The sequence below is a fragment of the Bacillus sp. ISL-4 genome, assembly GCF_018613275.1.
GTDB lineage: Bacteria > Bacillota > Bacilli > Bacillales > DSM-1321 > Peribacillus > Peribacillus simplex_E.
The window spans coordinates 42,899-67,538 of record NZ_JAGGQN010000014.1; the positions used below are offsets into that span (position 1 = coordinate 42,899).

General features: G+C 41.1%; 22 protein-coding genes and 2 pseudogenes. 11 read left to right on the forward strand and 13 right to left on the reverse strand.

Translation table 11 applies throughout. From position 1 onward, the window contains the following. Window positions 1-38: 38 nt before the first annotated feature. From J7J00_RS12780 to purT, 6 genes are all read right to left on the reverse strand, one after another. A complete protein-coding gene (locus J7J00_RS12780; protein ID WP_181762212.1) occupies window positions 39-209 on the reverse strand; it encodes a hypothetical protein in 171 nt (56 codons plus the stop codon). Window positions 210-375: 166 nt separating this feature from the next. Beyond that, complete coding sequence (locus tag J7J00_RS12785; RefSeq protein WP_170946990.1) at window positions 376-756, reverse strand: nucleotide excision repair endonuclease; 381 nt, start codon at window positions 754-756, stop codon at window positions 376-378. Between the two features lie 206 nt (window positions 757-962). Then, window positions 963-1,115: a YpzG family protein gene (locus J7J00_RS12790; protein ID WP_072272311.1), complete on the reverse strand. Its 153-nt coding sequence runs from the start codon at window positions 1,113-1,115 to the stop codon at window positions 963-965. A gap of 103 nt (window positions 1,116-1,218) precedes the next feature. Then, on the reverse strand, window positions 1,219-1,866 hold the full coding sequence (locus J7J00_RS12795; protein ID WP_214791106.1) for a DUF4352 domain-containing protein: 648 nt from the start codon (window positions 1,864-1,866) through the stop codon (window positions 1,219-1,221). Between the two features lie 22 nt (window positions 1,867-1,888). Continuing rightward, window positions 1,889-3,256 carry an alkaline phosphatase gene (locus tag J7J00_RS12800; RefSeq protein WP_214791108.1) on the reverse strand — a complete coding sequence of 456 codons (1,368 nt, stop codon included), beginning with the start codon at window positions 3,254-3,256 and terminating at the stop codon, window positions 1,889-1,891. A 689-nt stretch (window positions 3,257-3,945) separates the two neighbouring features. Next, window positions 3,946-5,103: a phosphoribosylglycinamide formyltransferase 2 gene (purT, locus tag J7J00_RS12805; protein ID WP_214791110.1), complete on the reverse strand. Its 1,158-nt coding sequence runs from the start codon at window positions 5,101-5,103 to the stop codon at window positions 3,946-3,948. A gap of 269 nt (window positions 5,104-5,372) precedes the next feature. Here purT and J7J00_RS12810 point away from each other — a divergent pair, with 269 nt between their 5' ends. Both J7J00_RS12810 and J7J00_RS12815 read left to right on the forward strand, forming a co-directional pair. Continuing rightward, complete coding sequence (locus J7J00_RS12810; RefSeq protein ID WP_286201322.1) at window positions 5,373-5,699, forward strand: hypothetical protein; 327 nt, start codon at window positions 5,373-5,375, stop codon at window positions 5,697-5,699. Window positions 5,700-5,823: 124 nt separating this feature from the next. Further along, window positions 5,824-5,979, forward strand: a complete 156-nt coding sequence (locus J7J00_RS12815; RefSeq protein WP_214791489.1) for a hypothetical protein — start codon at window positions 5,824-5,826, stop codon at window positions 5,977-5,979. Window positions 5,980-6,137: 158 nt separating this feature from the next. On the opposite strand, the pseudogene J7J00_RS12820 reads toward J7J00_RS12815, so the two are convergent. From J7J00_RS12820 to katA, 3 genes and pseudogenes are all read right to left on the reverse strand, one after another. Then, a pseudogene (locus J7J00_RS12820) lies at window positions 6,138-7,331 on the reverse strand (M14 family metallopeptidase). Between the two features lie 79 nt (window positions 7,332-7,410). Next, on the reverse strand, window positions 7,411-8,940 hold the full coding sequence (locus tag J7J00_RS12825; RefSeq protein WP_214791112.1) for a glycosyltransferase: 1,530 nt from the start codon (window positions 8,938-8,940) through the stop codon (window positions 7,411-7,413). 196 nt (window positions 8,941-9,136) lie between these two features. Next, window positions 9,137-10,591, reverse strand: a complete 1,455-nt coding sequence (gene katA, locus J7J00_RS12830; RefSeq protein ID WP_214791114.1) for a catalase KatA — start codon at window positions 10,589-10,591, stop codon at window positions 9,137-9,139. Window positions 10,592-11,209: 618 nt separating this feature from the next. On the opposite strand from katA, the gene J7J00_RS12835 reads away from it, so the two are divergent. From J7J00_RS12835 to J7J00_RS12870, 8 genes and pseudogenes are all read left to right on the forward strand, one after another. Further along, the gene (locus J7J00_RS12835; RefSeq protein WP_214791115.1) at window positions 11,210-12,100 is read left to right on the forward strand and encodes a TetR/AcrR family transcriptional regulator; all 891 of its coding nucleotides are present in this window, start codon (window positions 11,210-11,212) and stop codon (window positions 12,098-12,100) included. A 142-nt stretch (window positions 12,101-12,242) separates the two neighbouring features. Continuing rightward, window positions 12,243-12,428, forward strand: a complete 186-nt coding sequence (locus J7J00_RS12840; protein WP_214791117.1) for a hypothetical protein — start codon at window positions 12,243-12,245, stop codon at window positions 12,426-12,428. 114 nt (window positions 12,429-12,542) lie between these two features. Beyond that, window positions 12,543-12,890 carry a phage holin family protein gene (locus tag J7J00_RS12845; RefSeq protein ID WP_214791120.1) on the forward strand — a complete coding sequence of 116 codons (348 nt, stop codon included), beginning with the start codon at window positions 12,543-12,545 and terminating at the stop codon, window positions 12,888-12,890. Between the two features lie 463 nt (window positions 12,891-13,353). Then, a complete protein-coding gene (locus tag J7J00_RS12850) occupies window positions 13,354-13,491 on the forward strand; it encodes a hypothetical protein (protein ID WP_214791122.1) in 138 nt (45 codons plus the stop codon). A gap of 43 nt (window positions 13,492-13,534) precedes the next feature. After that, complete coding sequence (locus tag J7J00_RS12855) at window positions 13,535-13,846, forward strand: ArsR/SmtB family transcription factor (protein ID WP_214791124.1); 312 nt, start codon at window positions 13,535-13,537, stop codon at window positions 13,844-13,846. Between the two features lie 127 nt (window positions 13,847-13,973). After that, the gene (locus J7J00_RS12860; protein ID WP_214791127.1) at window positions 13,974-15,149 is read left to right on the forward strand and encodes an MFS transporter; all 1,176 of its coding nucleotides are present in this window, start codon (window positions 13,974-13,976) and stop codon (window positions 15,147-15,149) included. A gap of 25 nt (window positions 15,150-15,174) precedes the next feature. Beyond that, window positions 15,175-15,452, forward strand: a pseudogene (locus tag J7J00_RS12865) (endonuclease); the annotation flags it as partial. A gap of 286 nt (window positions 15,453-15,738) precedes the next feature. Next, entirely contained in the window at window positions 15,739-17,106 is a 1,368-nt protein-coding gene (locus J7J00_RS12870; RefSeq protein WP_214791128.1) for an amino acid permease, read from the forward strand. A gap of 46 nt (window positions 17,107-17,152) precedes the next feature. On the opposite strand, the gene J7J00_RS12875 is transcribed toward J7J00_RS12870, so the two are convergent. Continuing rightward, entirely contained in the window at window positions 17,153-18,016 is an 864-nt protein-coding gene (locus J7J00_RS12875) for a DUF4349 domain-containing protein (RefSeq protein WP_214791129.1), read from the reverse strand. A 142-nt stretch (window positions 18,017-18,158) separates the two neighbouring features. On the opposite strand from J7J00_RS12875, the gene J7J00_RS12880 reads away from it, so the two are divergent. Next, on the forward strand, window positions 18,159-18,617 hold the full coding sequence (locus tag J7J00_RS12880) for a TspO/MBR family protein (protein WP_098371413.1): 459 nt from the start codon (window positions 18,159-18,161) through the stop codon (window positions 18,615-18,617). 144 nt (window positions 18,618-18,761) lie between these two features. On the opposite strand, the gene J7J00_RS12885 is transcribed toward J7J00_RS12880, so the two are convergent. From J7J00_RS12885 to J7J00_RS12895, 3 genes are all read right to left on the reverse strand, one after another. Further along, window positions 18,762-22,625, reverse strand: coding sequence for a bifunctional 2',3'-cyclic-nucleotide 2'-phosphodiesterase/3'-nucleotidase (locus J7J00_RS12885; protein WP_286201323.1), 3,864 nt, complete (start codon window positions 22,623-22,625; stop codon window positions 18,762-18,764). A 353-nt stretch (window positions 22,626-22,978) separates the two neighbouring features. After that, window positions 22,979-23,437 carry a DinB family protein gene (locus J7J00_RS12890; protein ID WP_214791130.1) on the reverse strand — a complete coding sequence of 153 codons (459 nt, stop codon included), beginning with the start codon at window positions 23,435-23,437 and terminating at the stop codon, window positions 22,979-22,981. An 11-nt stretch (window positions 23,438-23,448) separates the two neighbouring features. Then, the gene (locus J7J00_RS12895; RefSeq protein WP_214791131.1) at window positions 23,449-24,279 is read right to left on the reverse strand and encodes a GNAT family N-acetyltransferase; all 831 of its coding nucleotides are present in this window, start codon (window positions 24,277-24,279) and stop codon (window positions 23,449-23,451) included. Window positions 24,280-24,640 lie beyond the last annotated feature (361 nt).

Sequence of the window (24,640 nt, forward strand, 5' to 3'; positions counted from 1 at the left end):
TTGTTGCAAATCGAGAAAAAAATTATTGGTCACTATGCTTATTCCGCCATTTCCCACCCTGAAGATTTTACTGTCTTTTGTTCAAAAGTTTCAATTTCTCTCTGTTTCGCCAGTTTAGAAGCTTGTGACACGGACCACGTTAAATTCCCAAAAGCAATCACTGTCCCAATCGAGATAACTAACACCTTTTTACAAAGTATTTTCTTCAATAGCTTCCTCCTGAGAATGTATTGGAATACTCTAAATATAAACCAACATTGTTAACCTGGCATGTAGCAGCTGTAAATGTACGGAATTATTTTTGGACATATGTAAACTGAAGTTTGCACATAAAAAAGCTGAGTGCATATGCAGTCAGCTTTTCATAGGTACTTCTTATTTATAAAACACTTTGTCGACATTGTATTTAGCATGAAGCTTATTGATCATGTACGTTTCATAGATTTCACGTTCCATAGCGTCTTCGACTAAAAGAATGTCAATTTTCTTGACTTCATTACGATGCTCTTTAATCGGAGAAACATTATCCTCGAAATGCTTCTTGACCCTTGGTCTTAATTTACGGGCTTTACCGACAAAAATCAGTTCATCGTTCTCATTGTAAAACAAGATGATGCCGCCTTTATCACGGGGAATCAAATGAAAATCGATAAACCCGTAAATTTCAGGAATGACAGCTTCGTCCCCTTCTATAACTTGCTTTCTTTGTTTGATGCTTATATCCGCTGCAGGGATTTCAATTTTAATCATTACAATTCACGTCCTCTATTTGTATAAAGTGAAACTTTCAATTGGAATCGAAACTCCAGTTTCACGCCAAGCTCATCACTTCAATCTTAAAGGTAAATGGTATCATAATTATGAGTGAAAAGCCATGTATGCCTTGATCGGTTTAGATGATTTTGGATTAAATATAAAGAAGAAGACTCGCTGGGAGCCTCCTTCTTTGTCGGAAATATCCTTTACCACCTGTGAGCCTTTGCATTGCTTCTTAGTATAATGTTTGTTTGTGATTCTTGCGTGTGGCCATTAACTTGAGATTTTGAACGCTTAGGTCTTGTCCAATTATGGTGAAACTTTTGAGAATGTGGATCTAATTGATCTTTATAGCTCATTCTGTGTCACCTCATCATTAGGATTTGGATATTCCGTTCAGTGATAGTAATCTCCATCACTTGTTCTAGTATTTTATTTTTCCAAGCCATTTATACATATTCTTTAAAAAGCGAATTCAGCTGACTTGCCTTTTGCAAGGACTTCCCCTTCTTCATCCACCGCATCACTTGTCATGACGGATATGCCCTTTATGTTTCCATCATTTAGAATGAAACCAATGTTTCCGCTTTTTGAACCGTTTCCTTCTATTTCACCAGCAAGTTCTTCTAAGTAGATATCATCTTCCCATGTCAGATGTTCTCCACTGTCCGTTTCAAGGAAAGCAACTGGGGAAAACTTGATTTTTTTATCCGTATTGTTTTTGATTTCCACGTTCATTTTTACAATATCGAAATCTTCATCATGCGTATAGCCGTGGAAGAAATCAATCATGCTGTAATCCGGAGTGGCATGCATCACTTTCATTTCTTTGACCTTAACCTCGATCGGGCCAACATTCACTGTTTCATTCACTTTTTTATAGGCCTTCAAAGTTAATTCGCCTTTTGCATCGGAAACGTTCTGACCGATCTGGTTCAATTTTATATCATCAGGAAGCTGTGGATTCGGAACATAGACATCCTTTTTTACCAGTGGCCGTGCAATTTCCTCTGTTTTTTCTTTAGCTGTCGTTTCTTCTTTGTAAGCTGGTTGGGTATTAAGAGCACCAAATGCCGTTAATAACAGGGCACCAATCATCAGTCTGTTCATTGAATCCCTCCCTGAAGTCTTTTTACTTCTTTAATAGATCAAAGATGATTTTGGCATGATCCGTGTTATCGACCTGTCCTGCAAACCGTTCTTTATATGGTCCATATGCGTAGACCGGAACATCTTCACCTGTATGTCCCCCGGTAGTCCATGCAGTATTGGTCCGATTATCGAATATGGCTTCGATGGCATTATCGACGTTCGTCACATTTTTTGATTTGGCAGCTTCTGTTACCGTTTTGATTTCACCGTCAGTTAGCTTCACTTCATTTTGATTAATATATTGCTTTAACGTCTTTTCAACATCGGCCCCTTTGACGATGGCATCCGCCATGAAGTCAGGGGTGCGTTTGGCTGCCTTGATCGGTTCACCATACCAGTTATATATTCCTTTTGCCCCGATCGAGAATCCTCCTGTAGAGTGATCCGCAGTAGCCACCACTAAGGTATGTTTGTCTTTCTTCGCAAATTCAATGGCCGCTTTGTATGCTTTTTCAAAGTCTTCCATTTCACTCATTGCACCTACGATATCATTATCATGTCCGGCCCAATCGACCTGGCTTCCCTCGACCATAAGGAAGAATCCATCTTTGTCTTTATTCAAGCGCTGGATCGCCGAACTTGTCATGTCTGACAAAGAAGGCGTTTCACTTGGGCGGTCAATCATTTTCGGTAGTCCTTCAGAAGCGAATAAACCAAGGACCTGTTCATTTTTGTCCTTAAGCATTTGATTTTTATCAGTCACATAACTGTAACCGTCTTTTTCAAAGGCTTTCGCCAAATTGACATCAGGCCGGACAAAATTGGACTTCCCACCGCCCAATAGGACGTCAATTTTATGTTTGCCCTTGATTAAGTCATTATAATAATCGTCTGCGATTGAATTCATGTTTTTCCGATTTTCATCATGGGCGCCAAAAGATGCAGGTGTAGCATGAGTGATTTCTGAAGTGGCAACCAATCCCGTCGCTTTTCCTTTTTCCTTTGCTGCTTCCAATACGGTTTTGACTTCAGATTTATCGTTATCCACTGCAATCGCAGCGTTATAAGTCTTCACTCCGGAAGACATTGCCGTTGCGGCTGAAGCTGAATCCGTTATATTTTGTGCAGAGTCTTCTGGGTAGGTCATCTGCTGGCCAACCAAGTATTTATCAAACTCTGTCCGTTCTGCCACCTTCGTACCAGGATTATCTTTTAAATACCGGTAAGCGGAGGTATAGGAAACACCCATGCCATCACCGATCAGGAAAATTACGTTCTTGATTTCCGGTTCTTTTTTTGTCTTATCCTTTGCCGAAACACGATCCGCAGCGGACCATGATAAACCTCCAAATGCTAATGCAGAAGCCAGTGTGATGGGCAATACCTTTTTACTCCATGTGCGATTCAAATGAATAGCCTCCCTTTAATGTTTTCTATTTAATTTAACTATAGGTGAAGAAGATGAACTCAATGTCAAGGCAATGTAAAAATGCAGCAGGATAATTGTTAAGACAAGGTAAAGGAGACCTGTTACGGAATGGCATGCCACTTTTATGAGGGATGTTGGTTGTTGGAGGAAAATCACCAGTAGTGGGGCATGTTACAAGGTTTAGCGGAGTTAACACCAGCGTGGGTAAGTGATCTTTCATTCAACTTCTTCAAATCAGGGCGATTTGTCAGGAATTTGAAATTGTTAAAAAATTAATCGAGAAAAGAAAATAAAGCACCCTATCAGGATGCTTCAGAGTCAGACTGCAGACAAATCTATCCCTACAGTTTTTCCAGAAATCCTCTCCCTTTCCGCCGGCTGTCTGCCAAGCCTCATCAAAGCAAGCGCGTTTGGAGTCTCGGCTAGCTAGCTATTCGCCAGAAGTGTCACAAATTTCTTCAATTTAATAGGAGTTTTATAAAACAATAAAAAACCATGGTATCCTTAAACAGTTCGGGATGAGACCAGCCTACAGTTTTTCTTTAGGGCCGAAAGCGAGTGCCTGGAGTGGAAATCAACGTTTCAGTTGACATTAAAGAAATCCGATCCCTTTCCGCCCCCCTTTGTCGACAAACTGAAGCTCTCCATTCAAAGGGCTTTTTGCACGATCACTTCTCTACAACTAAACATTCCAAAGCACGGGCCGCATTCACTCTCGCCAACTCGATTGAATCGGCAGTCGACAGGGCGACTGCAACCCTTCTACCTGCCTTTGTAACAGGTTTTCCGAAAAGACGCACTTGTGTATTAGGTAAAGCCAAAGCCTGTTCAACACCGACTATAGAATATTCCGATAACTCATCCTGCGCTTTTAATGGACGGCTGGCACCTGGGCTGATCAGTTTGATTTCCGGGATGGGAAATCCTAGAATCGCCCGAATATGCAGGGCAAACTCCGACAAATTCTGAGTCACTAAAGTCACTAGCCCCGTATCATGCGGACGTGGGGAAACTTCACTGAAATAGACTTTATCCCCTGAAAGGAAAAGCTCAACCCCGAATAATCCGTACCCTCCAAGTTCATCCGTAATGGCATGGGCAATTCTTTTCGCTTCCGTGATTTGCGCTTCTGTCATATTATGCGGCTGCCAGGATTCAATATAATCCCCGCCCTGCTGAATGTGACCGATTGGGGCACAAAACATGGTACCATTTATGGCCCGGACAGTAAGCAGCGTGATTTCCGAATCAAAACGGATAAATTCTTCAATGATCACCCGTCCATTTTGAACCCGGCCGCCTTCCATCGCGATCCTCCAGCAATCCTCCAGGTCACCTTCCGTGCGGCACACACTTTGCCCTTTACCTGAGGAACTCATCAACGGTTTTACGACATTGGGAAATCCAACTTCCTTGGCAGCTTGAACAAATTCTTCATATGTATCGGCGAATTTGTAGGCTGCTGTCGGAATCTCCAGGGTTTCAGAAGCCAACCTCCTGATTCCTTCACGATCCATAGTCAATTTAGCCGCTCTTGCCGTCGGAATGACATGAAAGCCTTCCTCTTCCAATTTTATTAATTCAGATGTAGCGATGGCTTCGATTTCTGGTACAATCAAATCGGGTTGTTCTTTTTCCACAATTCCCCTTAGTTGTTCCGCATCCAGCATATCGATCACATAACTGCGATGAGCGACTTGCATGGCAGGGGCATGTTCATAGCGATCTACAGCAACGGTCTCCACACCAAGTCTCTGTGCTTCAATTATGACCTCTTTCCCCAATTCACCCGAGCCCAATAATAAAATCTTTTTCGATTTATACATTCAGTCTCTCCTCCTCCATATCCTCAAAATCATTATATACGAACTATAAATGAATAAACATAAATATTTATTCGTATTTTCATTTGAATTGCACCAAAAACATTAAACAAACGTATTTCATTTAAGCTTTCTAAATACACACTTGACAAGTAGGAATAATAAGATTTATGCTAGATGAAAATATATAAGCTGACCAGTTCACTGGAGGCTCCCTATTCAACATGAGTAGGGAGCCTTTTCGTTTTTATCAATAAGGGAGGAAATACACTATGCAAAAGGAATTCGTAAGGCCCATTTTCCCTATTTTGAATGAGAAGAAAAATGGCCGCCTTGAGGATATGAAGTACATCAATCTGCCTGACAGATTATTCTTCGAATGGTGCCGGCAGCAATTTGCCCTGAATAGAGGGGTTTACAATGCAATCGATAACTGGTTCTATCAATATGGCATTGACCATATACTTTACCGAAGGATCAACCTTTTAGCCTTTTTGGAGTTTGCTGCTCCCCCGGCACAAGAAGCCGGAAAGACAAAGTTCATTAAATTTGGCAGTGGCGGACTAACAAAAAAGCTGCAGGAGTTCATTGCAGATTAACCTGAATCTTATAGTACCCTTATCAGTAATACGCCCATTCTCATCCTACTGGTAAGGGACACTTATGCGAATGTCGAAATTTGCATTACGATTACTTTTGAAAATGTAAGCGCTTTCTATTATAATGAAATTAGGTTGGATGGCATGCGTGGCCGTCACAGTATTTGGCGTAGGTGGGGCCAATACTAGCGTTAAGGAAGTCAAACTTCTTACCGTAAAACTATTAGAATTCCTTTTGGTAAGGGCTGCATATTACTGGGACATGGAGAATGTCCGTTAATTACAGGCTAAAAAGCGTGTCAATCATGCAATCGATAAGTAAAGCATGACTTTACTTATTTTTTGCAGCAGCCCTGAACGTTTCAAGTCTAATAGTTTATAAGACTAAAAAGCTCTTCCCCATGGTAACGGAGTTGAGCTTTTTCATTTGGTCAAAATTCACATATATAACCCTGCCAAGAAAATCCCAAGCGACTTCTGATAAATCTCATCGAACTGTGATATAGGGAGGGGATTCGTTCCTTTGCCCAGCTCCACGGTAAACCCCGGCCTGCGTCAATCCTGAATGAACCAATCCTTATACCCTGCATAACTATTGGCGGATTTGACAGGCTCATATCCACTGACCCTCGCAAACTCATTGACTATCGTTTCCGACTCGGGCGGTTCCAAACCTTCAAACCCCCAATAAATGACCTCTCCTTGGGTATGGAACGCAAGGACTTTGCCAAAATCACGTTTTCTTGTCAACTCTGACATTGCAATGGCCTCTGGCTGTGTAAGCGGCCCTTCCCCGGAATAATTTGCCGGACCTGGCTCCGTTACATTATTGCGTTCTTTTTCCAGTTCCCATTTGGCGGGAAATTGATCATTCAGATCCACCCCGTTAATATTTGCCTTCCAGCCAGAGAAGTCTTCGCTTCCATTATTCCATTCCACGAGCCGTCGTCTCAATGACTCATCTGCAGGCGGGCCTTTAAGTACCAAATCCACTCCGTCCGGATTCACCATTGGGACGATCGACAGCATCGTTTGTTGATAAAAGGGAAACAGAGATAGACCGCGGATGTCAGCTTGATTCGTGATTGCGAGTAAATAATCATTTAAAAAGGTCATGATCACAGGCGTCGTTATCCATTCATTCGCATGAAAGGATCCATTATAGTGAACTCGTTTGTTACCATTTCCAATCAGCACTTCAGGGATATCCCTTTCAAGCACTGAGTCTCCGATCGGGGAGGTTTTAATAAATGGATAGATGGTTTTCAAACGTCTTACATCGGTCATCATCGTCTCATAATCATATTCCCGGTTTCCTTGAATTAGCCTCCACGTAATCCTTAATGGCACAGAAATTGTCTGACCAACTTGCAGGGCATTCGGATTGAGATTGGGATTAACCAAAAATAGGGCATCCAATGAAAGATGACGTGACCTGGCAATTGCCCATAACGAATCACCTTGTTTAATATTATTACCGGTCGTCGTAAAGCCGGGAATTTTGATTTGTTGGCCAATCATAAGTGCAAGTGGATCAATCCCACTATTGGAATCAATGATAAGTTGGTAATTCACCTTGAATAATTGGCTATAATACCACAAGGAATCATTTTGCCGCACAAAAACGTCCATACTGCACCTCCTCTTAACCAAATGTATGCTGATTCGATTTAATTATTGCCAACGCAACGCCCCCTCCCCCATAGGAAAGTCACTCCTCAAAACGGACCAAATTGGGGGCATCATCCAGAATGCTTACATATTGCTCAGTACTTCCATACTTACCCTCAGGGTCTAATTCCTGATATCTTTTGAATTTCGCCATCCGATCTTCTTCTTTGGCCCAGCCCAGATGCTTTAAGCGAATGTCGGATAACTTGTGAGGCAATTCGAAGACATTCTCTGCAAATCTCCCACAATGCTGCGGCCTATCGTTCCATTTGCATTCAACCCCCTCCCGATACCTGACCAGGAACGGCCGGTAATACCTGTGTGCGCACCAGCGTTCATCCTCCCTGTAATGGGTTTCATTCCAAAAGTCATATAACCGGAAGCAATATAGATCCACTTCTTGATCACTTATCAGCTGCCTGACTACCTCTTTGAATTTTTTTTCAAACATTTCATCAGCGTCAAGATTTAAAATCCACTCGGGATTTGACTTCACCGTCTCCGACCATTGCTGTTTACGAAGTTCTATTTCATTGGAGAACTTGGAGACATCATTCCTGATGATACGCACCGGCATCCCCTTCAATACCTCTAAACAAACCTCTGCGGAATCGTCCATGCTGCCATCATCAATAATCACGGCTTCATCAATATAATCACGAATTTCCTCTAAAACCTTCCTTAGATAACGGTCACTTTCATTTTTGATGACCATGCTCAGCGTTAATTTGGGACGGGATGCCCCTGTAGCTTCCCGCTTATCCGTCCGATCAAGGAATTCCATCGCACCGTCCAAGTCGGAATCCCTGTATATATGATAAGCGGGCAAGTGGGTATCAACGTACATGGAAAACCCTAAAGCTGCGGCACGGATGCAAAAATGCCGGTCTTCACCCCAAAATGATAGATTCTCGATCATTTTAAAATTCACACCTGCTTTCAACGCTTTTTGGCTGATGAGTGTACAGGCACCCAGGCCCCCAACTTTATGAACACCAGGTGTTCTCATCTGTCGGATGTACGACTGATAACGTGTGGTGATTTCCGAATCCGCCAACTCCTGACCTCGTGTTATCTCCCATTGGGTGTATTCATCGTATAACCATACTTGAGGCCGTTCTTCGGCATCAGGCTGCCATTTTGTCCAGAAAATATTAGAGATTATATCCTTTTTGGCAGAAATAAGCTGCTTGATGGTCAGAGGGTATAGCAGGAGGTCCGAGTCGATTAGAAATAAATAATCATAGTCTTCCTTAATCGCGTGTTCGATCATCATATTTTTGAAATCAGCGACCTTCCATACCAGATTTTCATTCCAGTAGTGAGTAATGCCATTACACACATATACATCGCTTTGATTGGATGCCAGTATTTTGACATTGTTCCGCTCCTGACTGAAATCCTCGAGCATTTTGCTTGATCGCTCATCTTCATTGTCATCAATGAAGAAAAAGTCAAGCTCCAGTCCCTCCACATCCAACTTTTTAAGTGAGAGCAGAAACTTTTGTAAAATATCCGGTTTCTGGTAAATTGGACTGCCTACTAACACCCGATTCTTTTTACTAGTCATTAATTCCACCCTTTACCGATAATTTAAGTAAATTGCCCCCAATTAATCTGACAAGCATGAATTCCTTACAAACATATATTCTTACCGAACTTGTCGGGTGTCATTTATATAACGGAGTCCCCCATAAACAAACAAAACAGGCACCCATTCATGAATGGATGCCTGTTTTCATTTAATAGATTGGGAGTCCCATATTTTACGCTTCTTGCGGTACGGGCAAACCTAAACCTTCGGCTATGCGCGTTCCGTATTCTGGATCTGCTTTGTAAAAATGACCGATTTGACGAAGCTTGATTTCTTCCAATTCCACAGGTTTCATTGCGCCCACGATCGTGTCAACAAGGCGAATTTTCTCTTCGGCACTCAATAGACGGTATAAGTCACCTGCTTGAGTGTAGTGATCATCACTATTATGACCGACTTGTGCAGCTTGCCCAGTCACCTCGAAAGGAGTGACCTTATCTTCCGTTGATTCGGCAGGGCCGCCAAAACTATTCGGCTCATAATAAACAGATCCCTTGCCATTGTCATCTGCACGCATGAAGCCATCACGCTGATAGTTGTTCGCTTCCACTTTCGGACGGTTCACCGGAAGCTGGTTATGATTCGAGCCCACACGGTAACGGTGTGCATCTCCATACGCGAATAGGCGCCCTTGAAGCATCTTGTCTGGGGAAGCTTCAATTCCCGGTACGAATGTTCCTGGTGAGAACGTGGCTTGCTCTACTTCAGCAAAGTAGTTTTCAGGATTTCTGTTCAATACCATACGACCAAGCTCAATCAGCGGATAATCTTTTTGAGACCATACCTTCGTCACATCGAATGGATCGAAACGGTATGTATCCGCATCTTCCAAAGGCATGATCTGAACATATAATTTCCATGCAGGGAAGTCCCCTTTTTCAATGGCATTGAAAAGATCTTCCGTATGGTAATCAGGGTTTTCACCTGCTAATTTTGCAGCTAGATCGACATCAAGGTTTTTGATGCCCTGTTCTGTTTTGAAGTGGTATTTCACCCAAACGCCTTTTCCTTCAGCATTCACCCATTTAAATGTGTGGCTTCCGAAACCATGTGTATGACGAAGTGTAGCAGGAATGCCCCGATCGGACATCAGGATCGTCACTTGGTGCAGAGATTCCGGTGAATGTGACCAGAAATCCCAAACAGCCGTAGGGTTTTTTAAATGCGTTCTAGGATCTCTTTTTTGTGTATGGATGAAGTCGGGGAATTTAATCGCATCGCGAATAAAGAATACAGGCGTATTATTACCGACGATATCGTAGTTTCCTTCTTCCGTGTAGAATTTAACAGCAAATCCACGCGGGTCACGGACTGTATCAGCAGAACCCAATTCACCTGCAACTGTGGAGAAACGGATAAAAAGATCTGTCTTCTTGCCCACACCATTGAAAAGTTTAGCTTTCGTGTACTGAGAAAGGTCGTTCGTTACTTCGAAAGTTCCGAATGCACCGGCACCCTTCGCATGAACTACACGTTCAGGCACACGTTCACGGTTGAAGTGGGCTAGTTTCTCCAATAAGTGTACATCTTGAATGAGTACCGGGCCGCGTTCGCCGGCAGTAATCGAGTTTTGATTATCTCCTACTGGTGCTCCCCAGCTTGTAGTAAGGTTTTTCTTATTCGACATAATTGAACCACCTTTTCATTAATATTTATGTATATAATGATAAAGCTTCTCAGAAAAAAATCAATACTTATTTATAATAATTTTAATATAATAATCAATTCATTTATTTTTTTTCGTTGATGATATGACTTCACCCCCAACCATAATAATGGAGAATCCAAAATGTATAAACGTTGACGGAACAACTTATAGTCATTATACAATTCCTAATAATGGTATACGACCCTTATAACCAATAATCCTTCATGACAAGTGATTTTATCATTTCCCCTACCAATGGCGTAGTAATCGAGAATGATAACGAATATTCATGGATACTTTGCGCTACTTTACCTATTTCCTTCTATTTATCTTATAACAAACCGAAGTGATCTCCTGTGACTTTGTTCACTTCATCAGGCTTTATTTACATGACGAATAGAAGGAGGCGTGGAAACTGAATTTTTCATTGCTTTTGTGAACCTTATCTTCAGCAGAACTATTCATAAACGGACTGAAACAAAAGGCCTTCACCCTTATTTTGCTGGAGAAATTGTAAACATACTGGTTTGTGTTCGTATAGAAAATAAGATACTATTACGTTAAAATGACCGTCCAATAAGAGTAAGGGTGATATATATGAATGAGCGCAAACAACTGGTAGTTAAATATGCACACCAATTATTTATTGAAAAGGGTTATCAAGCCACTTCCATTCAGGATATTTTAGATTATAGCGGCATTTCAAAAGGAACATTTTATAACTATTTTTCTTCTAAAAGCGAATTGCTTAAGGCAGTTTTCCTGACTTCCCAAGAAAAATTCGAAAAAGAGCGGAATGAATTGCTGATTGGGCAAAACCTTGCAGATATTGAAATATTCATCAAACAATCCGAATTACAAATGCACTCCAACAAAAACAATAAAATCTTTTCCTTATATGAAGAAGTAATGATTTCGAATGATACCGAACTTAAGAACTTCATAACACATGCTAAATTCCAGCATATCCATTGGCTATCAAAACGGTTTCTGGACATTTTCGGTGCTGCTAAAAAACCTTATATTTTGGACTGTGCCATTCTCTACTCGGGGATGATGCATCAAACGATTCATTTTAATGCCTTGGCTAAAGAGCCCGATTTCAACCCTACTGAAATTATCCGTTATTGTGTCGATAGGATTAAATCGATTTTCGAAGATGTCAGCACCTCAAAAGCACAACTTTTGGAACCCGATCTCATCAAGCAATGGCTGCCTGAGTGCTTCCATACACAGCAGGATTTTCATACAGCACTCCTGCACTCTGCAAATGGCCTAAAAAAGATGATCTTGAGGCTATGCCAAGATGATGAAGCGGAACGAGTCAAAAACTTAAAATTGATTCACTTTATCCAAGAAGAATTATTACAAAACGCTGAACCGCGAATCTTTCTCATCGAAAGTGCCTTGCTTTCCTTAAACACCAACCCAAAATTGAAAAACTCATTGGAATTAAGTGAATTCGAAAGAATCATTGCCAACAACTAAATAGAACCTAATGGGTCCGTTTTGTAGACAAATGGGGGTTCTTTCGGCGGAAAGGGAGCGGATTTCTGAAATCAACTGGACCTTTTTAAATGTAAAGACTGTAGCCGAACCGTGTTTTTAAAACAAGACTGGTTCATCCTTCATGGTTTATATCGGAAGAAACCATATTGGATTGAAGAAATTTGCGACACTCCTGCCGAATAACTGGCTAGCCGAGACCCCACAGGCGCTTGCGCCGAGGAGGCTTGGCAGACAGTCGGCGGAAAGGGAGCGGATTTCTGAAATCAACTGGACTTTTTTTAAAGTAAAAAGGTCCTTTCGATTCTAGGGAATACATATCGTATTCCTCTTTTTTTTGTGACAATTCTGCAAACATATAACTGAAATTCATGAAATTTTAGTATAATGACTTGTAGTAAAGTGTCTTCAGGAGGAGTTATTCATGAACATAATAATGCGTTTTCTTATCAACGGGCTGGTATTGCTCGTTATTGACTGGCTTCTCGACTCCATCACGATTAAATCTTACGGAACAGCCTTGCTGGCGGTTTTTATATTATCGATCATGAACTTGCTGGTTAGACCCATTCTCCTACTTATCACATTGCCGATCACCATCCTGACGTTCGGGTTGTTTTCTTTCATTATCAATGCCTTCACATTCCAAATCACTTCCTATGCAGTCAGTGGCTTTGTAATAAATTCTTTTTGGGGAGCTTTAATTGGATCATTGTTATTGAGTTTCATTCAAAGTCTTCTTATAAAACAGAGTAAAAAAAACCGTCAGTAGCATGCTGTTGGTTAAAACTGTAGACAAACTCGATGAAGATCGAGTTTGTCTACAGTTTTTTTTAGGATCTACATACTGAAACAGTAAGTCGAATACTGACGGTTTTTCGTATCATTTTCATTTCCATAACAGCCTTCGATATTTCCCGGGCTATTCCCCTAAATTCCGCTATTTTGTAATAGCTGTAATCGCTCATTTTTGACAATTAACAAGGAAAAAGAGACTTTTATCCATAAGTATAACCGTACATACCGATTTCTATGGAAATGGAATGAATCGATTTATGGAGGAATGACATGTTCACAATACATAAACCAAGATTTATGCTGTCCTTCATGCTCAGATTCCCCCCATCCCTTCGCTCTGAATTTGGGTTTAATCCTTCACTAAAAGAAAAAAAGTCACCATAACCGGAACTCTGTTCGCATACTTCTCCTATTCCGGCTTAAAAGATGCATCAGTCATGGATTCAGTGGGTGATTCTCCAGAACCGAGGGTTGACTCCTACTATGACTCTGTCGGCGGAAAATCAGGGTCTCCGCAAAAGAACACCCTGCACGAAATCATCGATGATCATACAGGAATATCGAAGGGACGGTAAATTTTACATTTACAAATCTATAAAAATAGATATAATGATTTATATGGAACCTACATTAATCTATAAAGCTTTGTCAAACGATACACGTCGTCAAATTTTGCTATGGCTAAAAAATCCAGAGAAGTTCTTTAATGAAAAGCCTTATTTTCAACAAGGTCTAAATTTTCAAGTTGGTGTATGTGTGGGAGATATTCAGGCTAAATCGGGGCTTGCACAATCTGTCATCTCTAGTTATTTGTTAACCATGCAAAAAGCTGGTCTATTGGAATCTGAGCGAATCGGAAAGTGGACTTATTATCGTCGGAATGAAAAAACAATACATGAATTTTCCGAGTACATTCAAAAAGAACTATAAAATAAACGTAAGGAGGTCATTCTTTTTTTGTTTTTACATATCTAGATATACAGATATGTATTTTTATAAATGATTTTAATCTGTATATAAATTAAGAAATATACAATAGGAATGGAGATTTAAATTAATGAAAAAAGTTAACCCTTTGCTTATTATTATGTTGGCTTTAGGCGTATTCGGCATTATTACAACTGAAATGGGTATTGTGGGGGTCCTACCCCAGATAACTCAAAAATTTAATATAACAGCTTCACAAGCAGGTTTACTTGTAAGTATATTTGCTTTAATTGTTGCCATTTCAGGTCCATTCTTGACCTTACTTGCTTCTGGAATTAATCGTAAAGTAATTCTACTAACCTCAGTATTTATGTTCACGATTTCAAATATTATTTATGCATGTACAACGAAATTTGATATCATGCTAGCTTTCCGTATTCTACCCGCTATTTTTCATCCGGTTTTTTTTTCGATAGCCCTTGTGACTGCAGCCAAACTTGTTCCTCCGGAAAAAAGTAAACAAGCAGTTACAAAGGTTTTTGCGGGAATTACTTTCGGGTTTGCATTTGGTGTACCTTTAACTTCTTATTTCGCGGAAAAGTTTTCGTTAGAAACTGCTTTCCTATTTGGGGCTGTTGTAAATGCGATTGCTTTTGTAGGAATATTATTATGGCTTCCTTCCATGCCTAATGAGGAAAAAATGTCTTATGGAAAGCAGCTTGGTATATTACGTAAACCGGGATTATGGTTAAACATCGCAGCCGTTATGTTTATCTTTGCAGCAATGTTCTCTGTATACAGCTACTTTGCCGAATATCTTGGACAATTAACACATATGAATGGTTCTTTGATTAGTGTAATGTTGATGGCCTTTGGTCTAATCATGATTTTTGGGAATTTTTTGTTTGGTGGATTTTTGCAAAAAAGCATAACTAGGACCGTTATAATGTTTCCCCTTCTATATATAGTAATTTATTTATTCGCTTATTATTTGGGCTCTTATTTAATTCCGATGATTCTAATAGTTTTCATTTGGGGAATAGTGCATTCTGGTGGTCTAATTGTCAGTCAAACATGGTTGACAACTGAAGCGAACGAAGCACCTGAATTCGGCAACAGCTTGTTTGTCTCATTTTCAAATCTTGGAATTACTTTAGGGGCGTCTATTGGTGGTTGGTTTATTTCTCACTTGGGAATACATCAACTCATCTGGAGCGGAATTGCGTTTGCATGGCTAGCTTTCATTTTGATCATGATAAAAATGAAAATTTTCAGTTCGAACGTAGAGCGAGTTAACGTAGCGTAGGTTCGTGAATTGAATGAACAGTGAAATTGTCCGAATGCTGTTTTATATGGCCGTTCGTTACGGTGAAAGTGGTGAAATTGATTTAGAACTAATAATCAAGTGAACAGCTGCACCAATCCTTATCATGGAAAGGTAGCGGGCCTGCTGGAATGGAACGAACAGGACCCAGTAGATACTTTTGAACGTAATCGAAATGAAATCATTTATAATAAATATAAGCATAATCGCAACCCTTTCATTGATCATCTGGAATGGGCCCTCAGCCATCTGGAAGTAAGAGGAAAGAGCTGTCCTGTTTTTTAGGGCTGCTCTTTCCTCTTATAAAGTCTAAATTTTTAGAAAAATCACATAATTACATTTTATTTGAATAGCATTCTAATAGTTTTTGAAAGATTATATATACGAGGAAAACAGATTGAATCACTTTGTAGTAAGCGTTTTCATTTTTTACTTTACATTCTTCCTATTAAAATATATTATTTAGTTGTAATATTATGTGAAAAATCAATAAATTATATGTATTCTCCTCTACTAGTGATAAAATGCTAGATAGAGAAAATTAAACTCCAACATAGAAAAGGGGAAAATTATGCAAAACTCCAAAGAATCTCAACTGCATAGAGGTTTGGAAGAAAGACATATCGCATTAATGTCTCTTGGCGCAGCCATTGGAGTCGGTTTATTTCTCGGCTCGGCATCTGCGATTAAATTAGCCGGCCCAGCCATCATCATTTCCTACGCCATTGGCGGGCTTATGATCTATCTTATCATGCGTGCACTAGGGGAAATGGCGATTAAAAATCCTGTCGCAGGCTCTTTCAGTCGCTATGCAAGCGAATTTGTCGGTCCTCTTGCCGGATACATAACTGGATGGAATTACTGGTTCGTTTGGATTGCCACCTGTATGGCTGAAATTACGGCAGTCGGAATCTATATGCAATTTTGGTTCCCTGACACCCCGCAATGGGCTTGGGCGTTAGCCGCACTTGCCATCATGACGACGGTTAACTTTCTTGCCGTAAAAGCATATGGTGAATTGGAGTTTTGGTTCGCCTTAGTGAAAATCATTACGATCATCCTTATGATTGTCCTTGGCTTCGGAATGATCATTTTCGGACTTGGGAACGGCGGAATCGCGGTCGGATTCGGTAACCTTGTTGAACATGGAGGGTTTTTACCTAATGGGATTTCCGGTTTCATCCTCTCTTTCCAAATGGTCATGTTCGCCTATTTGGGAATTGAAATGCTTGGAGTAACCGCAGGTGAAGTTAAAAATCCTGAAAAATCTTTAAAAAGAGCCATCGATACCGTTTTTTATCGGATTTTACTTTTTTACGTTTTAGCTCTGACAGTCATTTTATCGATCACCCCATGGGATGAAATGAATGGAGAAAACAGCCCATTCGTTATGATGTTTGATAAAATCGGTATACCAGGCGCAGCAGGAATCATTCAGTTTGTCGTACTGACAGCAGCCCTTTCATCTTGCAACAGCGGGATCTTCAGTACAGGAAGAATGTTATTCAACCTAGCGCAGCAAGGTGAATCACCAAAAAGTTTCGAACGTACTACAAAGTCAGGCGTTCCTGGCGTTGCCATCATCGTTTCGGCTGTCGTGCTTCTTTTCGGTGTTTACCTTAACTACATGGAAGCCGATAAAGTTTTCACGTACGTCACAAGTGTCGCTACATTCGGTGCCCTCTGGACATGGGGAACCATACTTGTCACACAGATCATGTCTAGACGGAAAATGAGTCAGGGAGAAAAGCAAGGCTTGTCATACAAAATGCCGCTTTTCCCATTCACTTCTTATTTCACTTTAGCCTTTTTAGTATTCGTAATGGTAGTACTCGGTTTTTCAGCAGATACAAGAATCGCTCTAATCGTTGGTCCGATTTGGATCTTACTGTTGGTAGCCCTGTATTATGTGACTGGCTTGCATAAACGGAATAGATAAATGTCAGAGGGTGCCCAATCTAATTGGCACCCTCTATTTCTGCCTTTCACCTTTTACCCCTTCTTTTGATCACCCAATAAGCCACCGCACCAGCCCCGCCTAAAATAATGAGAATAGGCAAGTTTCCTATTATGAAAACAATGATTCCTGAACCCGCTTTAAGTAATAGATTCGCACTCGTTGCAAGTTGTTTCTTCGTTCTCTCCCATGTATTCAATTCCTTATTATCAATGCCCGGCACAACTATCCGGTCCTGTGATAACGTGATGGTAACCGTCGAATATGAGGTTTGGTTTTCAAGATACTTCATTTGCCCGGTCAGCTGTTCTATTTCTTCTTGCACCACGGCAAGATCGGATGATATTTTCAGTAAATCTTCCGTCTTCTCAGCATCCTTCATGAATGCAAGTAATCTTTCCTCTACTGCCCTCTTTGATTTCAATCTTGCTTTTAGATCTACATATTGCTCCGTTACATCCTGTCCTGTCACATTCCTTCCGACCACTTCTGAAGCCTGGCCCTCGCTATCGGCCAGAAAATCCTGAAAATGGGCTTCAGGGACCCGAACAGTGATCATTCCTTCCACCAGTTCTTCATCTTCCCTGTATACATTGGACTCGACCACATATCCGCCATATTCAGCCACCTTATACTCAATCTTCATTTGTGCTTTTTCAAGGTTCTTCACCTTCAACTCAAGCTGTGCTTGATGGATGACCTTTCTTTCATCCGTCATCCCTTCCTTTTCCGCTGCTTCTTCCTGCACCTTATCCCCGGAAATTGAAGCGTCCGTTTTACTGTCCGCCGTTTCATCCTGTGCTTTAGATGCTGAATCATCTTTTTCATTACTGCTACATCCAGCAAGTAAAAGTAACAAACAGAACATAAGCATCATTGTTTTACGGTTCATCGGTATTCCCCCTTTTCTTAATAGTACCGACGTATAATCTGGAGGAAAGTTACACTTGGTCATTAAAGGGCATGTTTTATTTTCATATGAATAGGTAAAGGTATAAGAACATCCAAGTTATGAAGAAAGAAGTGAATTCATTATGAACTACGGAAAATTCGCTAAAAGTTTATTGGTACCTGTGGTCGGAGGTTCACTTGTGGGTATATTCGCCACAAGGAATTCAAAAGAAATTTATGATGAACTCAAGAAGCCTGCATTTGCGCCTCCTTCCTGGACTTTCCCCGTTGCTTGGACAAGCCTTTATACGATTATGGGAATAGCGAAATATCGCATTGCATCCAAAGAAAAAAAATCGAAGTCCGCTGAACGGCTCTATGATACTCAACTAGGGTTGAATTTCTTATGGTCTTTTTTATTCTTCAAATGGGGATTGCGCGGAACAGCCTTTATTGAAATGGCTGCACTGCTGACCCTGATTACTTTAACGGCATTCGAGTTTTATAGAATAGACCGTGCATCCGGTTTAGCGATGATTCCCTATATAGCATGGGTCACCTTCGCATTAGGATTGAACTTTTCCATTTTCAGAAACAATTAATCACATAAAGAAGCGCCCCTTGTATTAAGGGGCGCTCTCTTTAGAGTTTCACGAGTAAATGTTCAATTTACGAGTAAACCCGCTAAACTCACGAGTAAATGCTCAATTCTCACGAGTAAACCCGCTAAACTCACGAGTAAATGCTCAACTTTCACGAGTAAACCCGCTAAATTCACGGGTAACCTCAATTAATTTATTGATATTCGTAATTCTGCCTTCAATTTCTGCCGTGATCTTCCCGCCTTTAAAGGTTTCTTTCACATAGTTAACGAATGCTTCCAGGTCAGCATGTCCAAACACACGCGCTTTTCCTTTCAGGACGGTATAGTTATCACCGCCGCTAGCCATGAAATCATTGACGGCCACCGTGTATGTTTCGGTATCCTTGATCGGTGTTCCGTCCGCTTTCTTCAATGAGGTGACACGTTCCGTGACAGGTTTACTGAAATCAGCTGTATAGCTCAGTCCAGAAATTTGCAAAGTTTTCGGAGATCCTTCGACGCCCCATTGCTGTTGAAGCAGCGTTTTCACTTCAGCTCCAGTCAGTTCCAGCTTAACCAATACGTTTCCGAATGGTTGGATTTTCGCTAAATCGGAAAAAGTGACTTCCCCCTTTGGAATATCTGCACGAATTCCACCTGGGTTCATGAAGGCAAAATCGGAATTCAAATCTGCCTTCATCGAATCGGCAATTAAATTCCCAAGGCCCGTTTCCTGTGTATAGGCATTGGCTCTTAAAATTTTCTCATCCGTTGTCCCAAGCGGGGCCTTCAACTCGGGGAACATGTCTAGGTAGTCGTTAATGAATTTCGTCGTTCCGGCATCAGGCGTGATGCCATCTTGTGTAACCGTAACAATCTCAGCTGACCTTTTGACAATATCCTTTGTGTTTGGGTCGATTTCCAAATCCACATCTTCAAAAGCCGTTCCATAAGAGTAAGCTTGTACAATCAATTTATCATCTACATAGTTGTTGACTTTTGCATGATTATCTCCGGCTAAGATCACATCTACTTCATCATCCACGGCATTAGCAAGATCAGCCACTTCGCCTGTGATGACCCCTTCCTTTTCCGTGCCTGGGTCATGTGAGATGATCACAATCGATTTGACGCCTTTTTCTTTCAACTCTTTAACCGCCTTATTTACGGCAGATGCCTGTTCTATGAATTCCACATTCTTAATGCCATCCGGACTTACTTTTTGAGGTGTGGCATTCGTGACTACGCCTATGAACCCAATATCAACCCCGCCGACCTTTTTAATGACGTAAGGGTCCAAAATCGTTTTTTTCGTGTCTTTATATACGACATTGGCTACTACATATGGAAAGTTCAATTTATCGAATACCACATCGGATGTTGGCGACTTTCCGCCATTGATTTGAGCCATCAGGGTTTCTACCCCCTTGTCAAACTCATGGTTCCCGACAGTTCCGACATCGAATTTCATATTATTCAAAAACTGGAGCGTTGGTTTGTCCTGGATCAATGATGAAACGGGAGCACTTGCCCCAACAGCATCCCCTGCCGAAAGTAAAAGTGTATTTTCAGGGTTTTCAGCTTTACGCTGCTTCAAGTGCGCAGCTAAATAATCAGCACGCCCTTGTTTGATACCGCCAAAATCGGAGGTGGTATCAAGCTGGCCGTGAAGATCATTGATCCCGAGCAGTTGCACCTTGACGTTCTCTTTCCCCAAATTGAATTTGTAAATGCCAAAGCCTTTATCATCCTTTTTGCCTGTATAGGAAATCGCGCTGTTTTCATTTAAATATTCCGCACCTTTTGGTGATGAGGTGAAGGTAACGTTCACCTTGCCTGAAATCGGGGCGATGGACCAGTTATTATCAGCGGTTGGATTGATCTCACCCTCTTGTGTGATGTAATCCATCAAGATTTGGCGATTTTCATCCGCAGAGTCAACTACATATTCGCTGCCCTTGACTCCCGGGAAGTTCCCCCCGCCTGAAGCACGGTAATTATTCGTCACGACGATGAAGTCTTGATTCGGGTCCACTGGTTCACCATTATATTTCAAATCTGCAATCCTGCTGGAATCCGACACTTTTATCCCTTTTTCATCATAGCGCGGAGCCTTGGTGACATCGATTTGGTACGTGACGCCGTCAATCACATCAAAATTATAGACGGCAAACTTTCCATTAAGCAGCTCCTGTTCCTCAGACTTGGCCGGATCGATTGTATTATATTTCCCTGCAGACATCTCAAGCCACTCTTTAACCACGGACCCTTTGATCTTGATGGCCTTCAAGGTATTATCGTATAAATATAAATCACCGGCGCTGCGAATGGTCAGTCCGCCTTCCTTGATTTCGGTGAATTCCTCGACTCCATTGCGACCCGCTTTGAAAGGGGCTCCTACAGAGAGAATGGGCAGGTCTTTGTATTCTGGGCGGTTGCTTTGGATGTATTTCTCTACATACCATTTCTGTGCGCTCGTCACGACCTGTACGGAAGGATCGTCTTGCACAAGTGCGAAATAACTATGAATTGGAGCTGTAGTCGTTCCAATTGGCGTGTTAACATACTTGATCGTTCCTTCGTGATCCTTCTTCACGGCTTTGACGACAGACGCATCTTCAGCTGCTTTTTTTCCTGTTATTTTGTCGTTGATTGCCCGTGTTGATGAATCTGAATTGACGACTTTCCATTTTCCCTTGATATTTTGGATATCAAGATCGATGATCCCGAGATTACTGCCGCCATATCCTGCTTGAACGGCTGGTACACCATTGATGGTACCCTTTTTATTATCCACGCCTTTAAGGATTTTTCCTTGGCCATCTTTGAATAGGCTGTCTAAGGAAGCCTCATCCTGTGCCGGAAAGACCTTATGCGTATGGGAGAACGTGATGGCATCGATGCCGGATACCTTGCTTAATGAGTAGATGACATCTTCGGTATTCTTGGTGTCGCCATTAAACCCGGAATGTGTGAGCGCCACGATGACATCCGCGCCCTTTTTCTTCATTTCAGGTACATATTTATTCGCTGTCGTGACGATTTCCTTTGTAATGACCTTACCGTCAAGATTCGCTTTATCCCAATCCATGATTTGCGGTGGGGCAAATCCAATATAGCCTATTTTCACTGATTTTTCTTTTCCATTGATGTCCTTCACTTTCTTCGTGACGATTTTATATGGAGTGTATTTATTTTTATCATTCTTTGGATTATTGTCTTTATCTTTTTTATAAACATTGGCATTGACATAAGGGAAGTTCGCATCGTTGATGGCTTCATCCAAATAAGATAAACCATAATTGAATTCATGATTGCCGAATGTGGCCACATCATAGTCAAGCAAGTTCATCGCTTTATAGACGGGATGTACTTCACCTTTTTTCAGTGGCGCTATTTTCGCTTTGTACGTACCTAGCGGGGTCCCTTGAATAAGGTCGCCGTTATCCACTAAAACGCTATTTTTCACTTCTTTTCGTGCCTGTTTGATTAAAGAAGCCGTGCGCGAAAAGCCGACCGAATCCGATACGGCATCCTTATAATAATCATAGCTCACCAGATTAGTGTGTATATCCGTCGTTTCCATAATCCTTAGTTCAAATGGTGCATCCGAAACGGAGGCTGCCAGGCTGTTGCCGAAGTTACTAGTATTACCGTTATACTTGGAGACAACCGATACTTTGACCCAATAACCCGATTTGTACGAATTGAAGTACGCGGAGAACTTTTGGGCCGATTTAATATCCGCCTCAATGGCTGACTGTGAAATGACCTTCGTCCCATTCATCAATTGGAAGACAACGGTTTCATTTCCTTTGTTGCCTTTTTTCGGTGTGACCGTTACAGTCGCTTTTGTGCCTTTTGTGTAATTAACAGTAGGAGCTGTAATGATAAATGGTTCAGTCGTGACAGGTTTCTTATTAGACTCTTTGGCAGATGTCTCCCCCGGTACGGTAAATGGGGCTGCAACCAAACTCACAGCAAGAATTGGGGCGAGCATCTTATTAACATGCATCTTGAACGACATACTTCACAACCCTTCTTTTTTTGTAAAATGCTAGAATAATATATCATGATTTTGTCGAATAAGCGCCAAAATTTACCGTAATATTACGAATTTTGAATAAATGGTACTTTTTAATCATTTCCATTCAGAGCCCTTAGCTCGTTATACCTTCAATTATGTATATAATCATCACCGAACCCCATTGAATCCTTAGGGAGAAAGTTCCCTATTAATAAAAATCTGGCCTGGATAGATATCAAAGATAAGTTCCTTAGACTCTATACTTCAATGAAACATTTTGAAAAAACCTGTGAATTCCTTCAAAATAAAAAACTGGTAATGCAAGTTGCATTACCAGTTTTAACGCATAAAGCCTATAAAGCCCGATCTATTAAACTGGCGGATACCGGTTCAATGCCCATTCCCCTCGACCAGATGGACAGCTGGCCTATATGGTGAATTTCGTGTGCTATCAGATGGCGCAGTATCATGCCTTTTTCGTATGTCCCCTCCATCCATGATGGCTGTATCATTCCTTGCTCATCTTCACTGGAATGGGAATTCAAATAGTCCATGACCTCAGAATGATAACGGATGGATAGATCTTCCACTTTTTCGATCGTATCATAAGCGTCCAAATCGATCGCGACATCAGGCTTCCCTTGCATGGCCTTGATCCAGCTGCATTCGACATCGATAATATGGGCAAGTGTCTTCAGTATATTGCCCATCCCTCCTGTGCGCTGCCGTTTCAGTTCCTCACTCGGTAATGCCCTGCACCATTTGAACCACTCACTTCGCACCTGCCAGTTATAAATGAATAATGTCAACATCATCACAGCCCCTAACTCTTTTTCGTCCCTTTGTATTGATAATAATCCTGTCTTTGAATGGTTTTGAATCCACAAGATTCATAGAGTCTTAAAGCATGCTCATTAGTCGCCTCGACCTCGAGAAAAATATCATATCCCAGCTGGCATTGTTCGGCTACTACCTTCTTCAATGCTTTTCTGCCAAGTCCTTTTCCCTGGTATTCTGGCAAAATGGAAAATCCATAAATCCATGCTTCCCGATCCGAGTGATCAACACGGATCTTACCGACCGCGCGGCCATCCTTTTCAATCATCATGGTTTTCAGAGTATCCTCATATAGGATGCGCTGATAATAATCCTTCGCCTCTTGTTTCGTAAATTGGAAACATTGAATATCCAGCTGAATTTCCGTTTTCTCATCATCTCTCCTTGAAGGGCGAACGACTGCATCACCATAATCGTCAAGCTCCGTTTCGGACCACTTCATTTGAAACTCAGAAAAAGCAAACTCACATGGGAGCTGTTTCAAAAATCCTGTCCCTGAATGGGATTGGGCAGGTGAGTTCAAGAGAATCAACTTATAGTTGCGCTCCACGGCACTCCTTATAGCCTCTTCCAGCAGCTTTGTAAAAATGCCTTGCCTCCGGTAATCAGGATGCACCATCCCGCACATCTCCACTTTGTTTCCAAAATCGTAAAGACCAATAAAACCAACAAGCTTTAATCCATCGTAGTGAAAAAAGTCATTCTTATGCACACCATTTCGACTGCGAAGCGTTTCCCAGTTCAGCTTTAAAGTAAAACCTTCACGTTCACATTCTTGCTGTAGGATTCGAATATCTTCTAGCTGTTTATCCTTCAAATTATCCACCCCTTTTCCATATTATCAGTTTATTACCAAAAAATAAGAAAAGCAGCACCCTTTTACTTGGATGCCGCATACTATTCATAAGTTTATTGATGAATGTTGTTTTTTTAAAAGTATTTTCACTTTAATCCATAAAACTAAAATCGTACGAGGGGAGGATTTCCTATCTAATTCCATTGTCGGATGAATTATAGTAGTAAAATGATTCCAAATGACGATTATTTTTTACCTATTTTGTGCTATATTCCAAATAATGGTTTACCATTATTTTACTTGAGTTTAAGGGAGGGATTTAACTAAATCTTGATTTTCAGAGTACCCATTTCTTTATACCCGAATTCCGGACCCTTTTTAG